The sequence below is a fragment of the Arenibacter catalasegens genome, assembly GCF_002909235.1.
GTDB lineage: Bacteria > Bacteroidota > Bacteroidia > Flavobacteriales > Flavobacteriaceae > Arenibacter > Arenibacter catalasegens.
Genome location: NZ_PHQQ01000003.1, coordinates 255,277 through 279,883, shown reverse-complemented (window position 1 = coordinate 279,883; position 24,607 = coordinate 255,277). Strand labels below are relative to the sequence as shown.

Below are 24,607 nucleotides of genomic sequence, written 5' to 3'. Positions count from 1 at the left end.
GAAACAAAATTATCCTAAGGAAATTACTTTAATGATAGATTATGTATCAAAAACAGGGCTCATATGTTGAGAGGGGCGAAAATGGTGCTCATTTCACATTTTTATGCCAGTCTTTTTGAATATTGGATTTCTTTTAGGCCTTCTCGGTTGAAAATTGTTTGGCATATTCGGTTGGACTCTTCCCAAACTCTTTGCTAAAACATTTACTGAAATATTTTTGATTATTAAAGCCTGTCATATAGGCCACTTCCGAAATATACATCTTGTTTTTCTTTAATAATTGGGCCGCCCTTTTTAACCGTATTTGCTTTATAAAGTTCACTGGAGTGTCGTTGACAATGGCTTGGAGTTTTCTGTATAAATTGGCTCTGCTCATACCCACTTCCGAGGCCAGGTATTCTACACTTAGCAAATTGTCGTCCATAGAATCTTCGATGATTTGGATCAGTTTTTTTATAAACCTTTCTTCGTTGGATTCCACTTCAATATCCGAGGGTTCAGAGGTAATTATTTTGCTATACTTTTCCTTAAGTTCCTGGCGGGAAATTAATATGTTTTTTACTTTCCATTTCACAAATTCTAGACTGAATGGTTTTTCTATATAATCCGCTGCTCCGAGACTCAGGCATTCTATTTTTGTTTCTTCAGAATTTTTTGCGGTCAGCATAAAAATGGGAATGGTATTCACATTATTATTTTCTTTAACCCTCTTAAGCATGGATATGCCATCTTCAACGGGCATAAGTATGTCACATATGACCAATTGTGGTTTTTCTTCAAGAATGATGTTGTAGCCCTCTTGGCCATTGGTGGCTTCCAGTACATAGAAATCATGTTTCAATTCCTCTTTGACCATAAACCGTAGGTCATCATTATCCTCGACGAGAAGTATTTTTGGTTTACCAGGGGAGATAGACTGTGACTTGGCTTCAAATTCAGTAGAAATTTCATCAATTACCTGAAATTCAGAATTGTGAATAAAACTTTTTGTCAGTGGTTTACCCGTATTGATCCTTTCTTTTTTATCGAAAGCATTTTTGTTGATCGGTAGAAAAAAGGTAAACTCTGTGAATACGCCTTCTTCACTTTCTACGCCTATAGTACCATGATGTCTCTCTACAAGTTTTTGTACCAATTCCATCCCTATGCCGGTGCCAGGAATTTGATTACTATAGGCCTTTGTTGCTTGGTAATAGCGATCAAAAATATGTGGTAAATCTTTTTTAGGGATTCCAATACCATTATCCCGAACGCTGCATTTAATGTATTTGTCTTTTCCTTTAAGCTTTGTTATAGAATATAGATCATTGGTATTGGCGAATTCAAAGGCAACACGGATTTCTCCCTTTTTTGGGGTATACTTGAATGCATTTGACAAAAGATTAAAAAGTATTTTTTCCAAAATGTCAACATCGTACCAACCCCTAATTTCTTCTTTTTCGCAAAGGAGGTCATATTTTATATTGTAAATCCTAGCAAAATCGTTAAAGGCATTTTTTATGATACTTATGTCTTTTACAATATCATTTTTGGAAATATTTAGTTTTAGTTTGCCTTCATCAAACTTTCTGATGTCCATTATTTGATTGATCAGCCTATGCATTCTAAGAGTGTTGTTGTAAATGCGTTGGGAGGTTAGGGGACTTAAAGTAAACTTCTTTTCCTTGACTACTTTTTCAATTGTCCCGAGAATTAAGGCCAAAGGCGTGCGCAATTCATGGGAAATATCAGTAAAAAAGACCATTTTCATTCGGTTAATTTCATTGTCTTTTTCTCTGCTGATTGTCTCGGCGACTAAATTTTTCTTCAATTTATACCATCGTTTCACCAGTAAGAATGTGATGTAAATCAAGATCGTTAGGAGCAAAGTATATATGAAATAGGCTAAATTACTTTTCCAATAGGGAGGGGAAATTATGAAGTCAAGTTCTGTTGGCTCCGTATTCCATACGCCATCACTATTGGAGCTTTTTACTTTAAATATAAATTTCCCGGGAGGTAGGTCATTATAATTGGCATTTCTATTTGAAGCCTTGGTATAGTGCCAGAAATCATTGATGCCTTCCAATTTATAGGCATATTCATTTTTATTAGGGGAGGTAAGGTCTAAGGTGGAGAATTCAATCGCAATATTGTTGTTGTTGAAAGGTAATTCCAACCTTTTGTTGGCAATATTGTAGGGTTGTGTGGACGGTATTGGTTCTATTTTAGATGCTTCAGTTTCATTGCCAAGGATACTGAATTTGGTGATAATAGTATTGGGCAAAAGGTTGGATTTTTGATAATTTTTTGTGCGAACACTATAAAAACCGCCTGGACAGCCGAAATATAGTGTCCCATCTTCGTCATTGGAATGTGAGTTGAAAATGAAATGACTTTCTGCTAGTCCGTCTTCTATTCCAAAATTCACGAATTTCTTATCCAAGACATTGAACCGTGAAATCCCTCCATGGGTACTTAACCATAAATTACCGGACATATCCATTTCAATACTGGAAATGGTGGTAGACAATAAGCCTTCTTTTTTGCCATAGGATTTTATGGTTTGCTTCTTGGCGTCGTAAAAATTTAATCCTCCACCCCTTGTTCCAATCCATAAGTTTCCTTGTCCTGTTTCCAAAAGGCTAAGTATGGCGTTGGAAGAGAGGCCACCCTTGATGGTAGGATTGTATGTATCTATTTTTTCATTAATTAGGTCAACCTTAAAAAGACCTTCTCCCCTTGTGCCGATCCAAAGGTTTTGCATTTGGTCTAAAAGCATTACGGATACATTCTTTCCCATTAAAAGGGAAATAGTTTTTAATTTAAAATCTGACATACTTGTCTTGGAATTCACAATATCGATTCCACCTCCCCATAGGCCTACCCATATTTCATTTTTATCTAGGGGAATAATGTCTTTTATGCCTTTGGAAAATTGTTGAAGGGTATCTACTTCCAAAGTTTCGCTTTTGTTGTTATAGTTGATAGATTTTAAAAGAGATGTACCAAACCCGATTAAGAGTTCTTTATTTTGATAATCTTTTTTTACGACGGTGTAATTTTCATTGGTGCCCAGTAGTAGTTCGCTTGTGTTTGAGGCTATTTTAAACCGGTAAAGACCTTTTTGATTTATGGTCATTAGAACCTCTCCGCTATTCTCCCTCATAAACGATTGAGGGAAGAAATTGGTCAAATGCTCATCTATGCTGGTATATTCGAAAATGGAAGTTCTGCCAATATATTTGTTCACTCCTTTGTTCGTCGCAATCCATAAGTTATTATATTGGTCAAGGGCCAAGGAGTTGATTCTGCTTTCCGAAGATTCGTTCTGATTGTTGGAGTTATTTATGTTCTCAAAAGTATATTTGGTGTTATTTAATGTTCCTTTTATTAGGCCGGACTGGGTTCCGACCCATAGTGTTCCAGTTTCCTCATCTTGTATTAGTGAGGTAACTTGGGTAAGAATTGGTCTGGAGTCCGGAAAATCTGTATAGGTTTCTAATACCTCCAATTGGTAATTGTCCTTTCCATAGCCAAGAACAAATATGCCTTCATTTGTAGTGGCAATAAATGCGTTGTTTTTTGTGTTAATTAGGGCCTCGGTACTTAATTTAAACCCAGACTCCATTAATTTATTGTCATTTCCTAAAACAATAATGCCATTGGGAGTTGCAAACCAAATTCTACCAAACTTGTCTTCTGCAAAATGATTGATTTGTTTATCAGAAGACCAAATCCTACTTTCTTGCTTATAATTAAATTCCGTTTGAAATTCAATTTTTTCTAATGCTTCATTTGGAATTATTTTCACGATTCCAGTGTTCCTCAAATTGGCCCAAATAGTTCCATCCGAGGATTTTCCTAAAACCGTGCTGGTGCTGTTTTTGTAATAGCCTTTGAAACTGTTTGTTTTTCTTTCGTAGAATATTAAATAGCTTTCACTCCCTATCCATAAATTTCCTAGATTATCTTCAATAATGGAATTTACACTATTGTTGGGAATCGAATTCTCATCAAAGACATCGTATTGATTTTCTATTAGGGAATGACCATCATATCTATACAGTCCGCTATCTGTGCCTAGCCATAGAAACCCAAAGTGGTCCTCAAAAACAACATTGGTCTTTCTGTTAAACGGAATGCCATCTATGTTCAATTTATGAATGTAGGTTCTATTTTCCTGGGCCATACTGCCGAGGTGGAATAGTAGTACAAAAAAGTAAATTGTGATGAACTTCATGGCTTTCAAATTGAACCCTTAAATTATTAGGTAGCAACCATAGTACTATTATGGTCCGCCTACTTTGGCTATTACAGATTAAACAAATCGTATTCGACAGTTAATAAATGTACGGGTCTATTAAGGAGTGCGGGGGCATGTCATGTCAATAATTAAGGGTAATAATGTTGCAATTTAAGCCATTTAAGCCTTTAAAACAAGGAAGTGCAACATAAGTGCACCTATTTGGGATTTATAGTCTTAGATCCCATTATACATTTACAGCAAGCTGATTGTAGTGGAATAATCGGGTTTAATATTAACCAACATATACCAATATGAATTTAAAAAGAATTTTATTGCTACTGCTGTTTTTCAGTATGGTGTCGCTTCAAGCGCAGCAAGTTATTAGCGGAACTGTTACCGATGCGTCAGGTCAGCCGCTTCCTGGAGTGAATGTCTTAGTTAAGGGCACTACTACAGGAGCTGTCGCAGATTTTGATGGAAATTATTCGATTAAGGCGGCAGAAGGTGCTGTTCTGGAATTTAGTTATTTGGGCTTTATTGCTCAAAACGTTGAAGTGGGAAAAACAACCACTGTGAATATGGTGCTACAGGAAGATGTTTCTCTTTTGGATGAGGTAGTGGTTATAGGATATGGTACCTCTACCAAAAAGGATTTGGTTTCTTCGGTATCAAGTATAAAATCCGATGTATTGGAAAACCAACCTGTCGCTAGGGTAGATCAAGCCTTACAAGGTCGAGCTACAGGGGTAGAGGTTACTTCTAATAATGGAACACCTGGTACAGGCTCTACCATTCGTATTAGGGGTAATAGCTCTATTAACGGTAATAATGATCCACTTTATGTCATAGATGGTTTTATTGCCGGTACCGGTTTTAATCTCAATACGATTAATGTCAATGACATTGCATCTATAGAAATATTAAAGGATGCTACCGCTCTTTCCATTTACGGAACTAGGGGCGCCTCTGGTGTAATATTGATTACAACCAAAAATGGTAAGGGAATGGCTCCTGGAAAGCCAGTAATTGCCATTAATCATTATCAAAGTCTACAAGAAACGGCGAACCGAATCAATATTCTAGGAGGGCGGGATTTCATTGACTACAAAAACGAATCTTATCAGTTTGTACCTGGACCTGACGGTTTCGGGTTTACGGACACTTCGCTTCCATTGGTTTTGAATCCTGAAAATACCACAACTACAGATTGGTTGGATTTAGTAGAGCAACCTGGTTCTATCTCCAATACTGATTTATCCATTACTGGGAATTCTGAAAACGCCAATTATTTTATTTCTGGAAATTACTTTAATCAAAAGGGATTGCTAAGAGGGTCTGGTTTAGAAAGGGTAAACTTTCGAACCAATATTGATGTCAAGGTTTCTGATAGGTTTAAGACCGGTATTAGAACGAACATAACGCATTATAAAATAGAGAACAATAAAGTGGATTATGGCAATATTGTTTCAAGCGTATTGCCAACAAGGCCAGTTTATCTTGAAGATGGAAGTTTCTCTTTTGAAAATCCAATAAGTGCCGGTCTGGAGCGAAACCCGGAAGCGGATATACAACATAGGGTTGATCACGACTTGGTTACCCAAATCATAACTAATGCCTATGCCGAGTATGAATTGGCAAAAAACCTTTCTTTTAAATCTACTTTTGGTGCACAGTTAAACTATGTTAAGCAAAACAACTACTTGCCAGGGATTTTGCCCGAACGTGTAAATGGTGGGTTTGGTAGAATCAATACCAATTTCTCTAAAAGTATCTTGAATGAGAATACGCTTAATTATGACTTGGATTTAGATGACCACTCCATAAAAATATTAGGAGGTTTTACCTGGCAGAAGGATAATAACGAAAGTACATTTGCCGAGGCTGATAATTTCCCGAACGACGTGGTATCGTTCAACAACCTGGCATTAGGTGATTCAGAAACAGCAACGGTTGGTTCTGGATATGGCCAACGAACCTTGACCTCTTTTCTTGGTCGTGTTAATTACGGTTATAAAAGTAAATACCTACTCACATTGGTAGGTAGATATGATGGATCTTCTGTATTTGAGACTGGTAACAAATATGCCTTTTTTCCTTCGGTCGGTGCCGCTTGGAACGTTGATGAGGAGGAGTTTTTGAACGATTCCGATGTAATAAATAGGTTTAAAATTAGAGGAAGTTATGGTATTGTTGGGGAACAAGGTGTTGCAGCCTACAACTCCATTGCAACTTATGCCAATACTACTACTGTATTTAATGGCTCTTCGGTGAACGGAGTGCTTGTTGGTCAAGTACCGAGTAGCGGTTTGACCTGGGAAACGACCAAACAGATGGATTTTGGTCTAGAATTGGGCTTTTTGAACAATAGGATTTCCTTTGAAGCCGATTATTACAAAAAGACAACCGACGATTTGCTTTTATCAGTGGCCTTATCGGGCCAGGTAGGTGCCAATTCAACAACCCAATTACAGAATTTAGGTTCAGTAGAAAACAGGGGATTTGAATTTGGTCTTAATACCATTAATGTAAGAAACGATAACTTTACTTGGGAGTCCAATTTAAGCATATCCTCCAACAAGAGTGAGATATTGGAGTTGGATGATCAAGAATTTATTTCATTGCAATCTACCGGTAATCAAGGAGGTAATTCAGCTAGGTTAATTGTTGGGGAGGCACTGCCAACCTTTGTAGGGGCTAAATACTTAGGTACTTATAAGACTGCTGAAGAGATTACGGCAGACGGTAGGGCGGGTCGCTCGTTTATCGGAGGCCCTAGATATGAAGATGTAAATGGTGATACCAATATCAATGACGAAGACTTTCAGGTGCTTGGTAGTCCGATACCCGATTTTTATGGAGGATTTAGAAATACCTTTACGTATAAAAACCTTTCATTGGATGTATTTTTTCATGGCAGTTATGGTGCCGAAATCTGGAATGTGCGAACACAGACAGCATACTATGGCAGGGGTGAACAAAATGTGGATCCTATCGTATTGCAACGTTGGATAGCAGGAGTAAATGAAACTTCCGATATTCCGAGGGCAGGACCGTCTAATAGTCTATTTAACGTAAATAGTGATTTGAACATAGAAGATGGTTCTTATTTGAGATTGAAAACGATGTCCTTGAATTATGATATTCCTATGGAAGCAAAAGGGCTAGGAAATGTATTTAGCGCAATGAATGTTTATGTTACCGGAACGAATCTTTTCCTTTGGTCCGACTTTACATTGGGAGATCCAGAGGTAAATAACTTTACTGCTGGTAGTGGACTTGGTTCAGTTTCCCAGGGATTTGCTTCAGGTCAATATCCTTATGCTAAGTCAATAACCCTAGGTGTAAAACTAGAATTTTAAAAAAAAATCGATATGAAAACTAAAATAACGAGCAAATTTTTAATGCTACTTATGGGCTTAATTGTTTTGAGCTCATGTGATAAGTTTCTAGAAGAAGATCTAAGGGACGAGATTACACCGGATGCTTTTTTCACCAACGATAAAGAAGCTGAACTTGCTGTAAATGGGGTCTACCGGCTGTATCACAACAATAACCTTTACGGACAACGCGGGCTGGACAATTATTACACAAGCGGTGCCGATATACAGGCTGCCAGTAGAAACGTGAACAATGAGATACACAATTATCTTATTCAAGAAGGTACGGCAGATGGTAATGGTAGTTGGATTCAACTATATCGTGTGGTAAATAATACTACCGAGTTTATCTCAAATATTGAAGGCAATGAAAGTTTATCTCAAGAAGCTAGAGATCAAAGAGTGGGAGAGCTATTGTTTTTAAGAGCGTTGGCATATTATCACTTGACCAATCTTTGGGGAGATGTTCCTTTTTATAATGAGCAATTACCGGTACCTGAAAGGTCTGTACTGGGAAGATCGCCAAAAGCGGAAATAAGAAGCGCTATGAAAACAGATCTGGCTAAGGCTTTTGACTTGTTGCCTAGCACTTATTCCGGTAGTAGTTTAGGTAGGGCTACTAAGTGGGCTGCTGCAACCCTTAAGGCTAAATATCATCTTTTTGATAAAGAGTGGGCATTGGCGAAGGCTGAATGCGATATTGTAATTGATCAAAGTCCACATGTACTTTTGGATAATTACGCCGATGTATTCGATCAATCGGATCCAAGCAACCAATACAATGACGAATATATTTTTGTAATCGATTTTGAGGCTGATTTAGTTGGTGAATTATCTACTACAAGAACAGACGATTACAACCCCCGTATTAGGGACGAACCTGCGAATCGTAATAAAGATACCGTGGTAGACGGGGTTTCCGGTTCCAAGGTTAATATATTTCAAGGTCTTTTGCGCACAAGAAGTGAAGATATGACCGGTTTTGGTTGGTCGGTTCCTTTGCCGGAATTTGCTTTGCAAGAGAATTGGCAGGATGGGGATTTACGTTATGATGCCACCATTGTTAGTGAATATTTAGGGTGGAAATTATCTTTCCCATACTTCCGTAAAAATTGGAATTTGGACCAAGTAAATTCCTTGCGCTCCAATCACCCTGAAAACTATATCGTTTTTCGTTTGGCGGATGTGTATTTAATGGCTGCAGAGGCAGAGAACGAAGCCAATGGTCCAGGGAACGCCTTTGCTTATGTAAATAAGGTAAGGGAACGCGCTTTTGAGCCAGATCAACCTTGGAGTGGTTTGTCCCAAGACCAATTTAGAGTAGACATGTACGATGAGCGAAGATTTGAGTTGAGTGCCGAAGGACATCGTCGTATGGATCTAATTCGTTGGGGTATTTTGTTAGACAGGGTGAAGTCGGTTCAACATAGGGCCTGGAATAACCCCGGTGCTAACATACAACCGTATCACGTTTTATTGCCCATTCCACAGAATCAATTGGAACTAAATCCAAGTTTATTGGAGTCGGATCCTACTAATAACGGATACAGATAATAGCATAAAAAAAGTCACTACCATGGGGCGAATTTTCTTTGTCCCATGGTATTATTTGATACTATTCTTATTATGAGACAATTCTCTTATTTAGTAACTCTTTTACTGTTGATTTTTGGGTTGTTCTCTTGTAAAAACAAGGGGCAGCTTACAGACGCATCTAAAAAGAATAGCGCCCAGGAAAAGGTAGCGAAACCGAACATCATATACATATTGGCCGACGATTTGGGTTATGGCGATTTAAGTGCCTACGGGCAGCAAAAGTTTACAACACCTAATATAGATCAGTTGGCAAGGGAAGGAATGCTTTTTACCCAACATTATTCTGGGAGTACCGTATGTGCACCTTCCAGATCGGCATTGTTGACAGGCATGCATACAGGCCATACTTTTGTGCGCGGCAATAAGGAAATACAGCCTGAGGGACAATATCCAATCCCTGACAATACCTTTACTATGGCTGAAGCCATGAAAAAAGCGGGCTATGTTACGGGGGCTTTTGGTAAATGGGGATTAGGTTACCCAGGTTCTGAAGGAGATCCCTTAAACCAAGGTTTTGATACTTTTTTTGGATATAATTGTCAACGCTTGGGACATAATTATTATCCGCGTCATTTGTGGGCCAATAATGATTCCTTGGTGCTGGAGGAAAATTCAGGACATAAGAAGGGCGTCTATGCACCCCAATTAATTCATGAAAAGACCTTGGATTTCATAGAATTCAACAAGGAAAACCCATTTTTTCTTTACGTTGCTTCCATCATACCGCATGCAGAATTGGCAGCACCAGAGGAAGTATTAAAAAAATATAGAGGTAAATTTTTACCGGAAATAGCGTATAAAGGAGTGGATGATGGACCAGAGTATCGTAAAGGTCCCTATGAATCACAGAAAGAGACCCATGCTACCTTTGTTTCAATGATCCACATACTGGACAACCAAGTAGGTGAAATAATGGCCAAATTGGAAAAGCTTGGTATTGCTGAAAATACCATAGTCATATTTACTTCGGACAACGGTCCGCACTCCGAAGGAGGTGCTGACCCCGATTACTTCAATAGCAACGGTCCATTTAAAGGAACTAAGCGGGACCTCTATGAAGGAGGCATACGCGTACCCCTAATCGTAAAATGGCCAGGGCATGTAGCACCAAACACCAGAACCGATCACGTTTCGGCCTTTTGGGATGTATTTCCCACTTTTTCGAATATTGTTGATATGGAAGTTCCCCCTTCTTTAGACGGTGTTTCTTTTTTGCCTACCCTTTTGGGTAAAGCAAAAGAACAAAAAGAACATGAATATCTATATTGGGAATTTCATGAGAAAGGTGGCCGACAAGCTATTCGAAAGGGCAATTGGAAGGCTGTAAAGTACAATGTTTTCAGTCCGACAGATTCACCAATAGAACTTTATGACCTTGATACTGACTTGGGCGAAGAAAATAATCTTGCAAAAGATTATCCGAAGGTCGTAGCCGAGATGAAAAATATTTTTGAAGAAGCCAGGACGCCTTCAGAGGTGTTTACCTTTGATCAAGGCACTTATTTGAATGTTGAATAAAAATAGTTAGTAGTTAAGTTAGTTTTTTAATTGCAAAAGGGGCTTCTGTGTTGGGAAGCCCCTTTATGTTTTATAATATTTACCGTGGCCATTTCTTTTGTTACAAGTACAAAGTTGGAACCAATAAATAGGAATAAGCCTTAAATTAATATTCTAAAAGAATTCACAATGATAATTAAGACAGTGATCAGTTGTCCTTGTATATTGCTTCTGAAAACGAATTTTTCAATTATTAAATAAAATCCATAAAACATGAAGCGATTAAGGACCATCAGAAAAAGAATACCACTACTGTTTTTTATCCTATTGTTAACCCTTTACGGCGGTGCGCAGAACGCAGGGAAAATTGTTAGTGATAACCAAAGGCCCAACATCATTTACATCCTTGCGGATGATTTGGGGTATGGTGATTTAAGTTGTTTTGGCCAAAAGAAATTTTCAACACCGAACATTGATAAGCTGGCTGAACAAGGTATGATTTTTACTCAGCATTATTCCGGGTCAACGGTCTGTGCTCCTTCCCGATCTGCATTGATGACGGGGCAGCATACGGGACATACACCAATTAGGGGGAATAAAGCTGTGCCCTTGCCATCCGAAAGTGTAACAATAGCAGAGGTTTTAAAAGAAAAGGGCTATTCCACAGGTGCCTTTGGCAAATGGAGTATGGGAAATATTGGGTCTGTAGGTGATCCCTTAAGTCAGGGTTTTGATCATTTTTACGGCTATATTAATCAGACTTTGGCGCATAATTATTACCCCTACTTTTTATGGAACGATAGTGAAAAAGTTATTTTGGAGGGGAACAAGGACAAAGCTACTGGCGAATATGCCCCCAATTTGATCCATAAAAAAGCGCTCGACTTTATTGATAAAAATAAAGACAATCCCTTTTTTCTTTATTACCCCTCTATCATGCCGCATGCAGAACTTGTGGCACCTAGCCCTTATATGGATAAGTATAAGGGCACCTTGGAGCCGGAGAGTCCATATAAAGGGGTTGATGATGGTCCCAAATATAGAAAAGGCCCCTACGCATCCCAAGAATATCCACATGCTGCCTTTGCAGCCATGATAAATGTATTGGATGATCAAGTGGGGGAAATTATGCAGAAGATAGAAAGGTTGGGCTTGACAGACAATACCATAATTATCTTTACATCCGATAACGGACCGCATGAAGAAGGAGGTGCGGACCCTGATTACTTTGACAGCAATTCGATTTACAGAGGTTACAAACGCGATCTATACGAGGGAGGAATTCGTGTGCCCATGATTGCAACTTGGCCTCATAAAATTGAAAAAAACACGAAATCGGATCATATTTCTGCCTTTTGGGATATCCTGCCTACCATTGCCGATCTTTTGGATATAAAAGTGAAATCGGAAATGGATGGAATATCTTTTTTGCCTACGTTACTGGGTAAAAAGAACCAAAAGGAACATGATTATTTGTATTGGGAATTTCATGAACGCGGAGGTAGACAGGCCTTATTGGCTGGAAATTGGAAATTAATAAGGTATAATGTAAACGAAGCAGGAGATTATGAGCTCTATAACCTGGAAGAAGACCCCAGTGAAACTAAGAATGTTATTAAGGACTACCCCAAAAAGGCCAAAGAACTCATTGAGGAATTAAGTAGAAGCAGAACACCGTCCAAGGAATTTCAATTTAAATAAACGGTGATAGATACATGATTAAGAGATGTAATTTACTACTGGATAAACAAGCCCCTAAATATTTTAAAACAAAATTCAATGTTATTTTTGCTTGTGCTGTAATCATTTCCCATTTTGCTTTTTCGCAGAAAAGGGAGATGGTAAAGGTTGATATTTTAATTGATAAGGAATATCAGACCATTCACAACTTCGCAGCTTCCGATGCATGGGCGGCCCAGTATACGGGCTTATGGCCAGATAATAAAAGGAACCAAATGGCCGATTGGCTGTTTAGTATGGAAAAGGATACTGATGGGTCACCAAGGGGAATTGGGCTATCGGCCTGGCGATTTAATATTGGGGCAGGAAGTGTAGCCCAAGGAAGCGAAAGCGGGATAAAAGATTCATGGAGAAGGGCAGAAGGTTTTTTGCAAGACAATGGGAGTTACGATTGGCGAAAGCAAGCAGGACAACAATGGTTTTTACAGGCAGCAAAAGCACGAGGGGTAGGGCAATTTATAGCTTTTGTGAATAGTCCGCCCATACAAATGACAAGGAACAATAAGGCGCATTCAGAGGACGGATTGGCTGCTAATTTATCCCAGGACAAATATGGAGATTATGGGGCGTTCTTGGCAAATTTCCTTCACCACTTTAAGGATAGTCTGGCCATTGATTTTGATTACATAAGTCCGTTCAACGAACCTCAGTGGGAATGGAAAGGCGGGCAGGAAGGTTCTCCTTGGAACAATAATGAATTGGCAGATGCCACAAGGGTAATCGATTCTGTTTTTATCCATCAAAAAATAGATTCCAAAATAGAGCTTACGGAGGCCGGGGCCATAGACTATTTAACAGGGGAAAAAGAAAAGCATAAGAACAGGAGCAATCAAATTGAATCCTTTTTTAGCCCAGAGAGTCCCAACTTTCTAGCCAATTTAAAATCGGTGGCTCCAAAGGTTGCGGCACATAGCTATTTTACTACTTGGGATATTCAAAAACTTAAAAGGGAAAGACAGCGAATAGCAGAAAAACTACTAAAATATCCTTCGTTGGAATATTGGATGAGCGAATACTGCATTTTGGAGAACAATAAGGAAATAAAGGGAAAAGGCCGAGATTTGGGCATGCAGACGGCACTTTATGTGGCCCGTCTTATCCATGCCGATCTAACCATTGCCAATGCGAGTGCTTGGCATTGGTGGTTGGCCATGAGCCCATACGATTTTAAGGACGGACTTGTTTATGTTGACAAGGAGATTGAGGATGGCAATTTTTACGATTCCAAATTGCTTTGGGCCTTGGGCAATTACTCAAGGTTCATAAGGCCAGGGGCTATAAGGGTTTTAGTGGACTACAAGGGTATCAATGAGGAGGGTAATTTAAAGGATGGGGTGTTGGTGTCCGCCTATAAAAACCAGAATAAGAGCATAGTTGTCGTGGTGGTAAATCAACAGGATAAAGCTATCGATTTAAAGTTGAATATGGCATTGTTAACAAAGACAAGGGTGAATAGTTACATAACCAACGAATCCTTCAACCTTCACAAAATGGACAAAGGCTTTTCAATAAACAACTCGATCGAGGTCCTTGGAAAATCGGTGACAACTTTTGTGTTGGATGCTGTGGAATAAAGTATTTAAGTATATCGTAATGTGATTTCTACAAGATTAGGAATTCCGTTGTGCCCTAGCGCTTTTAGGCAGTTCAAGTGGCAAAAAAAATGTTGGGCTCTATCCAGAACACAAAAATATGAAAGAATTGATTTACGGACGGTACTAAATCCAGTCTTAGTAAGTTAAATCCAGAGGATGTATACATCCCTTATTCATAGCCAAAAGGATTTACACCATGGAATCCATAAGAAATAAAATAACTGTAAATTTAGGCTCAAAGTAATCTCATGTGAACTTGTCGTTTGCCACGCATAGGTTTAATAGTGGTAAGTGTTTTTTTAACTTTTAAGTAAAGAAGTGGGTGTCATGTTCAATGATAATCCATGAGTATGTTTTATGTCTGCAGAAATAGAAAATCAACAATACGTACAACTTTAAGTTTTTGGCAGTATGTAACTTTTAAATTATGAAGCAAAAGGCCCCGATATTATTAATGTTATTATTGTCTATCAGCATAAACGCGCAAATCACAGTGGGTACTGCTTATTGCGAGAATAAAATAAATCCCTTGGGAGTACCCCTTGAGAATCTTATATTTTCATGGGAATTGCGGAGCGAGCAAAAATCTGTTTTTCAAACCGCCTATCAATTGGTAATATCAACAACCGCGGACAAATTAGACTCCAATAAATTTGATGTATATGATTCGGGCGTTAAGAAAGGTTCACAATCCATCCAAATACAATTTCCCGGTAAGACCCTGGAACCGTCACAAACATACCATTGGAAAGTTAAGGTTTGGAACAATAAAGATAATAGTTTCAAATGGAGTGGGAATCAATATTTCACCACAGGATTATTTTCTGACAATGATTGGAAAAATGCGAAATGGATAGGATATGAACATTTTTTGGATTCCCAGCGGGTAGTTCCCTTTGTTCATGGAAAAATGGATGCGGATAATCCCAAAGTAATAAGCAATGCGGTATCGCCCTTATTTAGGAAGGAATTTGTTGCGACAAAAAAAATACAAAAGGCCCTATTTTTCATAAGTGGTTTAGGCCATTATGAAGCTAGTATAAATGGGTCTAAAATTGGAAACTCATTTTTGGCTCCTGGATGGACAAATTATGACAAAACGGTTTTGTACAATTCTTACGATATAACCCATCAATTACAAAATGGCAGGAACACCTTAGGGATTACCCTGGGCAATGGATTTTATAATGTTTCCCAGGAGCGCTATGTAAAAGGCACAGGAGCCTTTGGAAACCCTAAAATGATTGGCTTATTGAAAATTGAATATACCGATGGTACTATTGATTTTATTGTTTCTGATGATACGTGGAAAACAAGTCCTTCGCCAATCACCTTCAATACTATTTTTGGTGGTGAAGATTATGACGCACGATTGGAACAAAAGGGATGGAATATGAATTCTTTTGACGATAAGGTCTGGCGACAAGCGGTTCTTGTAAAACCTCCTTTGGGTGAATTATTGCCCGAAATGGATTATCCCGTTCAATTGGTTGATACCTTGAAGGCAGTTGGACTTGAGGAGCTAGAAAAAGGGATTTCTGTATATGATTTTAATCAAGACGCTTCTGGAATTTTAAAAATCAAGGTAAGGGGAAAGGCCGGACAAACCATAAAACTGACCCCAGGTGAAATACTTTTTAAAAATGGTGCCGTAGATCAACGTATTGCCCCAAATCATACCTATTCCTATACTTTAAAAGGGGATGGAGAGGAGATATGGCAGCCCAAGTTTTCCTATTATGCCCTTCGTTATGTTCAGGTATCAAGAGAAGCTGGTCATATTTCGAACGGCGAATCCACCCTACCTGAATTATTGGATATAGAGTTACTGCACAATAGAAATTCAACACCTGAAAATGGTTCATTTTCTTGTTCTAATGAATTGTTTAATAGGATTTACAGTTTAATTGATTGGGCTATAAAAAGTAATCTACAGAGCTATATTACAGATAACCCACAAAGAGAAAAGCTTAGTTGGCAAGGTGAACAGAATTTCATGCGCAAGTCTATCAACTATGCCTATGAGGTTCAGAATTTGTACCATAGCTTGGTTCAGAACATCATGGATACTCAATACGATAATGGTCTAGTGCCTGATACAGTTCCAGAATATATCAAATTCGATGGTCCATTTGTAGATTCACCCGAATGGGGTACGACCGCTATTCTTAATATGTGGTTTCTGTATAAATACTATGGCGATACTAGGACTATGAAAAAGGCATATCCAATGATGGTCAAATATGCCAAGTATTTGGAGGGCAAGGCGGAAGGAAATTTATTGACCTATGGTCTTGGAGATTGGTTGGATGTTGGCCCTAACCATAAAAGCCCTGCCAACCTAACCCCAATGGGATTAACAGCTACCGCATATTACTATTACGCCATTCATTCGCTGGGTAAAATGGCAGGATTAATTGAAAACACCCAGGATGAAACATATTACATGGATTTGGCAAAGAATATTAGGGATTCTTTCAACGAAAATTTTTTTGATAAGGAAACCAAAGTTTATGCCACTGGCAGTCAAACGGCCATGGCCATGCCTATAAGTATGGATATAGTAGAACCTGAATATAAGGCCATTGTGTTAAAAAACCTTGTGAATTCGATTACGGCCTATGGTAAAATGTTGACCACGGGAGATGTTGGTCACCGTTATTTGGTGGATGCGTTATACAAAAATAACGAGCAGCAACTTCTTTTCGATATGACAAATCGGGATGATGTTCCGGGATACGGCTATCAACTTAAAAAAGGGGCTACCTCCTTAATAGAGACTTGGGACGGAAATGAATCTTGGAACCAACTGGCGATGGGTCATATTTTTGAATGGTTTTACGGAGGGATTGCTGGAATTTCACAAGAAGACAATTCAATTGCTTATAATCATATAAGAATTGAGCCTCAACCTGTTCAAGGGATTAGTAGTGCAAAAGGAAGTTTTCATTCCCCATACGGTTGGATTAAAACAGATTGGATAAAAAATGAGGTACAGTTTCTTCTAAAGCTGGAAATTCCTGTAAATACAAAGGCTACGGTATATCTAAAGGTAGCCCCTTCAGAAAAATTATTCGTAAATGGCGATCCAGTAGACTACAAGATTATGGATGCCAATAAGATTTACTTTGACTTGGGTTCGGGCCACTATGAAGTAATCGTTAAATAATGTGCTTATTTAAAATTTAAGGATGACCTTGGCTTCACCCTTAAAGTGTTTAATTTTCACCGATTCGGTATCCGAGTCGTACTCCCCACCTATCACCTCAGTCGGTCTTTTGTTTTCTGGATGGGGCAACCTTATAGTCACCTCGTCTGGTCTACTATCAGAAGCACATAAAATCGTGGCTTCTATAATCCCATTGGCAACCTTGGATTGAACCTTGACCGTTAAAGGCCCAAAATAACTTTTAACATTCAATAATTCAATTTTTTTAGTGTCTTCCAACCATTTTCGGGGGACTGTTTTCAATAAATGGAGTACGGACCCTTCTTCCATGTATAACATCCATCTGGTTTGCATTAGGAACCAAGCCTCTTCATGTGTCTTATGAGGGCTTATCTGGTGGTTATGCTCCCAAAAAGTATAGGTTTCCCTGTCTACTAATCCAGCTAGAGTATTGTAGTATGTTTTAAGAAATGGCTTTACCATTCCCAATTTTGCCTGTATCCAATTATGACGACTATAGTAGGGTTGGCTAAAGCCTGAATTATTCTGATAAAAAAGTTCACCATGATAGTCTAGAATAACTTTTGTAATGTCATCATTAATATCAAATACCTCGGTAAACACCAGATACATAGGTCCTATGAGTGCATCGGGGGCAGTGAAGGTACCATGGGAATAATATTTTTCTTTTTCAAGAAACAGAGCTCTTGGTCCCTTGGCTTCTGCCCAAGGAGGAGCGGTAGGACTCCAGGTGCCATCACCCATAGGAATAACAGGTGACCCAGCTACCGAATTATAAAATGTCTCCTGGATATCATTTTTCCATTCCTCCGCTTCCCTTTGTATGCGTTTGGATTGCTTCACATCTATATCCATTAGCATCTCTGAGGTACGGATTAAACCCAGATAGGCATATCCGTTGAGCATAAATTGACGGAAATTGTCCTCCGGATCGGCTACTTTACCGTCAATTAGTCCATATCCCTTGCCCTTTAGGGAATCAATCTTATTTCTATCTCTCCATTCCAGTAGAAAGTTTACGGATTTAAGCAGTTTTGGCTTTATTTTTTCAATCCATTCTTTGTCCTTGGTGTATCTGTAGTATTCCCCAATAGACCAAAGAACGGCACCGGTCTCTACCATATATCGGCCAAAATTCTGTATAAAGCCATTCTCATGTTGTTTTTCCAAAAAATAATTTAAAGACCGTTTGGCAATATCTGGCCATCCATAGGAATTGTAAAATTGAATTATTGGCGAACTTTCTGTTCCTATAGGGGAATACACCCCAATAGCTGGGGTCAGTGTACCGTGAGGTTCGTTTCCGTAGGTAACCAGGTCCAGGTGTAAAATACCTGCCTTGATCATTTCATCAATACGTTGTTCGGGCACATGTATTTGGGCTCCCTTTTGTAACTTGTTTTGCCAAAAACTCTTGCACTCTAAGAATTTTTCTTCAAAAGTTAGTTTTGAAAGCGCCATAGCCCGCTTACTCGAGATTGGTGAATGCGGAACATAAAACTCCAAAATTACCGTTTCATTTGGGGGTATCAGAACTGCCATTTCTTCGTTCTCTAAAGGCTTTCCGTTCAACTTTGAAATAGCGAACACAGTGTCTGTAGCAAAGGATGAGAATCCTGTTGGAGGGTCATATTTGTAATTTGAACTTACCGGGTTTACGGTTTTGAACCAAGCATAGCGAGGGACTGCTCCTTTATTGGTGATTTCAGACTTAAAATAAAGCACCGTTTCTTCATTCGGGTCAAAAGACGCGTCGAGCTTGATTTTCATTCTTTCTTCTTGGTCAGGGGTAAGCATGTGTCCTGTACTATGCTGATCTGCAACTAAAAAATCAGTGCCCTTTTGATGGGCAAGAAGTGATTTTTCCAAAGACACAAAGTAAGTAGAATGGTATTCTATATCATCATCTATGTGTATCGAATTAAGTATTGGTAAAATCCCTTCCTCCAGATGACGATGTGTATTTATGCTATTCCCAACCCCACGCCCTACAGTGTATTGATAAGCAATCGGCGGATGACTAAATTTGGAAATCATAAGAGGTGCAGAAGAAAAAGTAGGGGTCATGACGTTTTGTGCCATAGGATTGTCTGGCATACTTTCAGTAATCTTAAAAATCCTAAAATCCCTTGATAACCCAAGCAAGGTGGGAACACTTTGGTTTAGCGATTTGGTTCCAGCTACTTCAAAAGATTCCTCCGGCTCAATTTCAATTTTTTGAAGCTTGGTCAGTATCTTGTCTCCTGAAATTTTGGACTGCACTTCGGAATAAGATCGTTTGTCAACATCCTTAAGTACTACCACTGAATAATTAGGAATATATATAGGATAATTTACTGTGACATCCCTCAAAAAGAAAGAGAATGGTAACCTACCGGTTTTTATCGAAATTAAGGTGGCTAGTGGACCTAATTGATTCTTGCTATTCTCAATCTCCAATGATATTCGTGCCGATTTGGAGGAGAACTCAAAGGCATTGCCTTTAACTGTTCCTTGTCCCTGGATAATTTCAATTTTTTTAAGAGTGCCATGTAGTACTTCAATGGAGCCAGAAGGTTTTCCTGCCCTCCATTCAATGGAAATTTTGTCCTGAGCATATACTTCAGCCGGTAATGTCAATAACAAAAGTGTGGTAATTATGCTAATTAAAAGTGTTGGCGCCAATTTTATTATCATAATTATAACTTTTTTATACTTAGAACCTTTTGGCCTTTTATTAAGGCAAATAGCAAGTTTGGTTTTGATTTTAATTACCCTTTCAAGACAATTGATAGAATAAATTTTAAGATAAGATAAATTTAACAAATCGAAAATGAATGTAAGATTTTAACCCTTTGGACTCTGTTCCGACCTTCTGCGTATTGCCCTAAGGTAGTGGTAAAGTAATTATTTTTTGGAGATTCATAATCGGAAATTTCTTGGTCGAAGCTTTGCTTGGACAAAGTCATTTTTAACTAAAAAAACACATGCAGACACGAATTTATCTATAGAGGGGCAGTTTTACTATGATAATTGCCAATTGAAATAAAATCAATGTTACATGTTCCGTTCAGATTCAACTAAAATGATTGATCTGCCTGTTGACTATATTTTTGCGTATGGGCTATATTTATATATTCCTTTTCAGGATTGGTCCATTAATGCTGCCAGGCAGGAAGGCCCTGACATGGTGAGGCAACCCATTTTTAAGTAATAGTAAACTACCAAGTTTCCGTCAAGTAAGTTTAGAATTACCTCTGTAGGTAAGACTGGGTATGTTAAGGTTAATGGGAATCCTGCATAAGAAAAAGAACCGGCATATTAGTTATGGCTATTTGGGATGAATAGTTTTTTAGGAGTGGATTAAGGCCTAAAAATAATTAGTGATATGTTTTATACTATAACAGGAACCCTTAAAAAAGTTCACTTTTCACCAAGTCATAATAGCTGGCGCTTACTGGAATGGCCACTTTTTCAATAAACAGATCCTTTCCCTTCAGGGCACTCACTTTTTTCTTATTAACGATAAAGGACCGGTGCACCCTCATGAACAATTCCTTTGGCAATTTTTTTTCCAAAGCCGTTAGGCTCTGATTGCTCATAATTTTACCTTCTGTGGTGTGATAAATGGCGTATTCGCTATCACTCTCAATATAAAGAATGGCATCATACCTCAGTTTATGTAGGTCGTAACCTGATTTAACGATAATAGAATCTTCCGATGCTTCCTGATCAGTGTTTGTTTTTATTTTGTTGACCGCTTTTAGAAATCGTTCAAATGTTATTGGTTTAAGCAGGTAGTCCACAGCATTTAGTTCATAACCCTCTAGTGCATATTCGGAGTAGGCTGTGGTAAAGATGATCTGTGTGGTATCCGGAATCATTTTTGCGAAATCGGTACCTTTAATTTCGGGCATTTGGATATCCAAAAATAGGAGGTCTATTTTTTGTTCTTTTAAAACTTTAATGGCGTCCAAGGGATTTTCAAAATCGGCCGCCAATTCCAAAAAATTCACTTTTTTAATATAAGTTTGGAGCAGGCTACGTGCCAGCTCCTCATCGTCTACAATTAAACATTTAATTGGCCCCATTCAAATCTATTTGTAGTTGTATTTTAAAAGAAGTTGCTTCTTCTTGAATCTTTAAGGTATGCTTTTTTGGATATAGTATATCCAATCTTTTCTTTACATTTTCTAGTCCTATTCCTCCAACCTTGTCTTGGTGCATCGGTTCTTTGGGAATGCTGTTTTCAATTTCAAAATAGATTTTTTTGTCGTCCGAAAAGATACTGATTTTTAAAAAGGCATCGGTAATCTTTTCCAAATTACCATGCTTTAGGGCATTCTCAACAAAGGGGATAAAGAGCATTGGCGCTACTTGTACAGCATCATTTTTAATTTGAAATTCGGTATGTATGGGATAGGTTTTGCTGCTTTTTAAGACGTACATGGCCAAATAATCCTTTATGTAATCGACCTCTTTTCCAAGGGGTACAAAAGCTTGTTCGCATTCGTACAAAACATAACGTAGCATATTGGACAAAGTACTTATGCCCTGTTGGGTCTTATCCGAATTGGTAACGGATAGGGCGTAGATATTATTTAGGGAGTTAAATAAAAAATGAGGGTTGATCTGTGATTTTAGTAGTTTCAGTTCGGTCTGCAGATTTTCATTTTTATTGCGGATGGTTTCTTCTTCCTTCTTTTGAGCGAACAAAAATGTCTCTACAAAGGTGGCCAGCACATAGGCAATAGACAGCACCAAAAAGTGGATCAAAAATTGAGGTGGCGCCTTGGGTCGTGCTCCAGGTGGTGGACCTACTTCATGTGTTGGCGGGCCTCCTAGTATTCCCATAAGAGTTTGGGAAACCAGGACTGAACATAAAACAATCAAAATCAAAGAAACGATTGCAAAAAGAACATACTTTTTTTTAAATAAAAGAGCTGGAGCTGTATAATAGATCAATACGGCTACAACTACAATTTGCAATATAAAAGGTAGTGTATTCCGTTGAAGAAAGAGCACATCATCGGTCATAAGCAACCAAGCCATGAGCCATACGCTAAGCCATAGCAAGATGTGAAAGAGAAATCGTTTTGTTTTGTTCATGATACAAATAAACGGAAATATTTTTCATGCCAGTGCGAAAATGGTGCTTGTATGCCGACCTAAATGTAATGTTCACAGTTGTTAAGGTGGCATTGGCTTAAAACTTCCTTTGGTTCGCTGAATGGATCCATTTAGGGTTCAACCATTGCCCATCTTTGTAGTCGAAATAGTGAATTCTAAAAACAATTACAATGAAAAAAATGATAGTAAAATCAGCAGTATTAACAGCAATGGTAAGCTTATTTTTTAGCGCTAATGTTAACGCACAACAGCCTCAGGGCGGTCAAGGGCAAAAAGAACCGCCAACAGTTGACGAAATTTTTAAGCAAATGGACAAGGACGAGGACGGAAAACTTTCTAAGAAGGAATTAAAGGGCCCCATAAAAGATGATTTCGCGAAAATAGATACCGATGAAGATGGCTACATCACCAAAGAGGAATTAGAAAAAGCTCCCAAGCCCAAAGGGCGGAAGCGTGAATAGGATATGAGCCCAATTGTAAAATTCTAAAACAAAAATATGAAAAACTTAATTCCACTTTTATTTGTAGGCACCATGCTTTTAATGTCCTGCAATAGTTGCAGTAATGATAGTACCGATGATAACGATACTGTAGATGAGTCTACGGTTGTAAATGTTGATGCATCCTTATTCCTGACAAGTAATGGATCCGTTACCATTACAACGGTACCCTGTACACTTTCCGATGGCACGTCAACCGACTGTTATCAGATTGTGGCTACCAGTACACCGGCAGACCATGAAATGGGACCTTGGTGTCCAGACAATATATCCGATGATGCATCGGCAGGTGGAATTTGGCTGGAAAATGGAGAAGTGTATGATGTAGATGGTGCCTTTATTGAAAACATGGCCAATTTTTATAACGATAGCACATGGAAAATGTATGATGCCAATGGGGATATATATACCACTGAAACGGAAGATGATTGTGCCAATGCTGCCAACCCGAATGTAGGGGAAGAGTACGAAAATTTTTGTGTGGAATGTCTACCCTCCTATGTTACAGATTTAACTCAGACGTATATACTTCCAATTACGCCTGTTAAGCAATCGACTTCTACGGATTTTGGTGGATTTGGCCCTCCAGGGATGGGCGGCAACGGACCTTCCCAAAGGGGTGTAGCTTTTAACGGGGTTGTTTTTGATGCTCCGGCGCCTACAGACGCCATTTTAGGCGCCTATACTTTGGCTCCTTTTGATGACGCAGGAGGGCATATAAATTTAAATGCCGGTTATCATTATCACGCCGCGACTGGAGTATCTACCCAATTGGCACAAGACGATAGTCATTCGGCTATGATCGGTTATGCCATGGACGGGTTCGGCCTTTATGCACAATTGGATGCCAATGGGGAAGAACCTACGGATTTGGATGATTGTAGGGGGCATACGGACGAGACACGGGGGTATCACTATCATGTAGCTGCACCTGGCTCAAATAGCTTCATTAATTGTTTAAACGGGGCTTACGCCAACTAATATTAATAAAGAAGAATCAAGTCTAGGCCTAACAACTTAGGCTTGATCCTTTATCTAAAAGTTAGGATTATGTATAGAAGAATTCTCTTCATTTGTTTCCTTTTTATGGTGTTGACGGTTAAGGCACATCAGGCAGATGTATCCACTACAATGCTCGTGGAAAAACAAGACAACAGTTGGGTTTTGCAGATTAGTGCTTCTTTAACTGCTTTTCAGCAAGAAATTCGCACCCATTTTTCAGAAACACCTTATCAAACTCCAGAAGAGTTTCAGCAAATGGTATTGGAACATATCAAAAACAATCTCCAGATTAGTTTTAATGGGGTTGGAGATATTTCTTTGAGCAATGGGAGGGTTATTCTAGGTCATGATACCAAAGTGGTCTTCGAAGTCTTCGGAATACCTTCAGAAATAAATTCGGTATTGGTTAAAAATAGCGCCTTTAAGGACATTCATAAAAACCAGAGTGCCCTATTTCTTTTTAAGGAAGGATTTAGCAAGGAACAATTTGTTTTAAATGAGGCCAATGATCACACTTTGGCGTTGGAGGCTAGCGGTAATAAGTTTGTGGAAACGGGCCGAAATGAGGCAAGTCTGTTTTCGTCCAATATAGGAGTAATTTTATTAGGTGTTTCAGCAATAGTGGTTCTAGGAGTAAGTGTTTTAGGGATAGGATTTTTGTTCAAGAAATTCAAAAGTCGTAAAGAAATTCCTTTAACTATTGTTCGCTGATTTCTTTCCGCTTAACTAAACAAGCCGTTCACTTAAAGTTCGGGACTGGTCATAGATTTCCA

13 protein-coding genes are annotated in these 24,607 nt (G+C 38.6%); 9 read left to right on the top strand and 4 right to left on the bottom strand.

Translation table 11 applies throughout. The features are described from left to right. Positions 1–133 precede the first annotated feature (133 nt). Positions 134–4,222 carry a hybrid sensor histidine kinase/response regulator transcription factor gene (locus CWD90_RS04795; RefSeq protein WP_103474779.1) on the bottom strand — a complete coding sequence of 1,363 codons (4,089 nt, stop codon included), beginning with the start codon at positions 4,220–4,222 and terminating at the stop codon, positions 134–136. A 317-nt stretch (positions 4,223–4,539) separates the two neighbouring features. Here CWD90_RS04795 and CWD90_RS04790 point away from each other — a divergent pair, with 317 nt between their 5' ends. The 6 genes from CWD90_RS04790 (at position 4,540) to CWD90_RS04765 (ending at position 17,202) form a co-directional block, all read left to right on the top strand. Beyond that, positions 4,540–7,587, top strand: a complete 3,048-nt coding sequence (locus CWD90_RS04790; protein ID WP_103474778.1) for a SusC/RagA family TonB-linked outer membrane protein — start codon at positions 4,540–4,542, stop codon at positions 7,585–7,587. A gap of 12 nt (positions 7,588–7,599) precedes the next feature. Further along, the gene (locus CWD90_RS04785; protein ID WP_103474777.1) at positions 7,600–9,159 is read left to right on the top strand and encodes a RagB/SusD family nutrient uptake outer membrane protein; all 1,560 of its coding nucleotides are present in this window, start codon (positions 7,600–7,602) and stop codon (positions 9,157–9,159) included. A gap of 72 nt (positions 9,160–9,231) precedes the next feature. Further along, positions 9,232–10,719 (top strand): arylsulfatase, encoded by a 1,488-nt coding sequence (locus tag CWD90_RS04780; protein ID WP_103474820.1) that lies wholly within the window; start codon positions 9,232–9,234, stop codon positions 10,717–10,719. A gap of 252 nt (positions 10,720–10,971) precedes the next feature. Then, the gene (locus CWD90_RS04775) at positions 10,972–12,399 is read left to right on the top strand and encodes an arylsulfatase (protein ID WP_103474776.1); all 1,428 of its coding nucleotides are present in this window, start codon (positions 10,972–10,974) and stop codon (positions 12,397–12,399) included. 14 nt (positions 12,400–12,413) lie between these two features. Continuing rightward, on the top strand, positions 12,414–14,012 hold the full coding sequence (locus CWD90_RS04770; RefSeq protein WP_103474775.1) for a glycoside hydrolase: 1,599 nt from the start codon (positions 12,414–12,416) through the stop codon (positions 14,010–14,012). A gap of 448 nt (positions 14,013–14,460) precedes the next feature. After that, on the top strand, positions 14,461–17,202 hold the full coding sequence (locus CWD90_RS04765; RefSeq protein WP_103474774.1) for a family 78 glycoside hydrolase catalytic domain: 2,742 nt from the start codon (positions 14,461–14,463) through the stop codon (positions 17,200–17,202). Positions 17,203–17,211: 9 nt separating this feature from the next. Here the strand turns inward: CWD90_RS04765 and CWD90_RS04760 are convergent, their stop codons facing one another. The 3 genes from CWD90_RS04760 to CWD90_RS04750 all read right to left on the bottom strand — a co-directional run bounded on the left by CWD90_RS04760 (position 17,212) and on the right by CWD90_RS04750 (position 22,311). Then, on the bottom strand, positions 17,212–19,899 hold the full coding sequence (locus CWD90_RS04760) for a glucosidase family protein (RefSeq protein WP_157941157.1): 2,688 nt from the start codon (positions 19,897–19,899) through the stop codon (positions 17,212–17,214). Positions 19,900–20,615: 716 nt separating this feature from the next. Next, complete coding sequence (locus tag CWD90_RS04755) at positions 20,616–21,293, bottom strand: LytR/AlgR family response regulator transcription factor (protein ID WP_192877987.1); 678 nt, start codon at positions 21,291–21,293, stop codon at positions 20,616–20,618. Continuing rightward, positions 21,280–22,311: a sensor histidine kinase gene (locus CWD90_RS04750; RefSeq protein WP_103474772.1), complete on the bottom strand. Its 1,032-nt coding sequence runs from the start codon at positions 22,309–22,311 to the stop codon at positions 21,280–21,282. The genes CWD90_RS04755 and CWD90_RS04750 overlap by 14 nt, the downstream gene beginning before the upstream one ends. Before the next feature lie 191 nt (positions 22,312–22,502). Here CWD90_RS04750 and CWD90_RS04745 point away from each other — a divergent pair, with 191 nt between their 5' ends. The 3 genes from CWD90_RS04745 (at position 22,503) to CWD90_RS04735 (ending at position 24,545) form a co-directional block, all read left to right on the top strand. Further along, positions 22,503–22,793: an EF-hand domain-containing protein gene (locus CWD90_RS04745; protein ID WP_103474771.1), complete on the top strand. Its 291-nt coding sequence runs from the start codon at positions 22,503–22,505 to the stop codon at positions 22,791–22,793. Positions 22,794–22,829: 36 nt separating this feature from the next. Further along, the gene (locus CWD90_RS04740) at positions 22,830–23,813 is read left to right on the top strand and encodes a YHYH protein (RefSeq protein WP_103474770.1); all 984 of its coding nucleotides are present in this window, start codon (positions 22,830–22,832) and stop codon (positions 23,811–23,813) included. Between the two features lie 69 nt (positions 23,814–23,882). Further along, complete coding sequence (locus CWD90_RS04735) at positions 23,883–24,545, top strand: DUF6702 family protein (protein WP_157941156.1); 663 nt, start codon at positions 23,883–23,885, stop codon at positions 24,543–24,545. Positions 24,546–24,607: the final 62 nt, after the last annotated feature.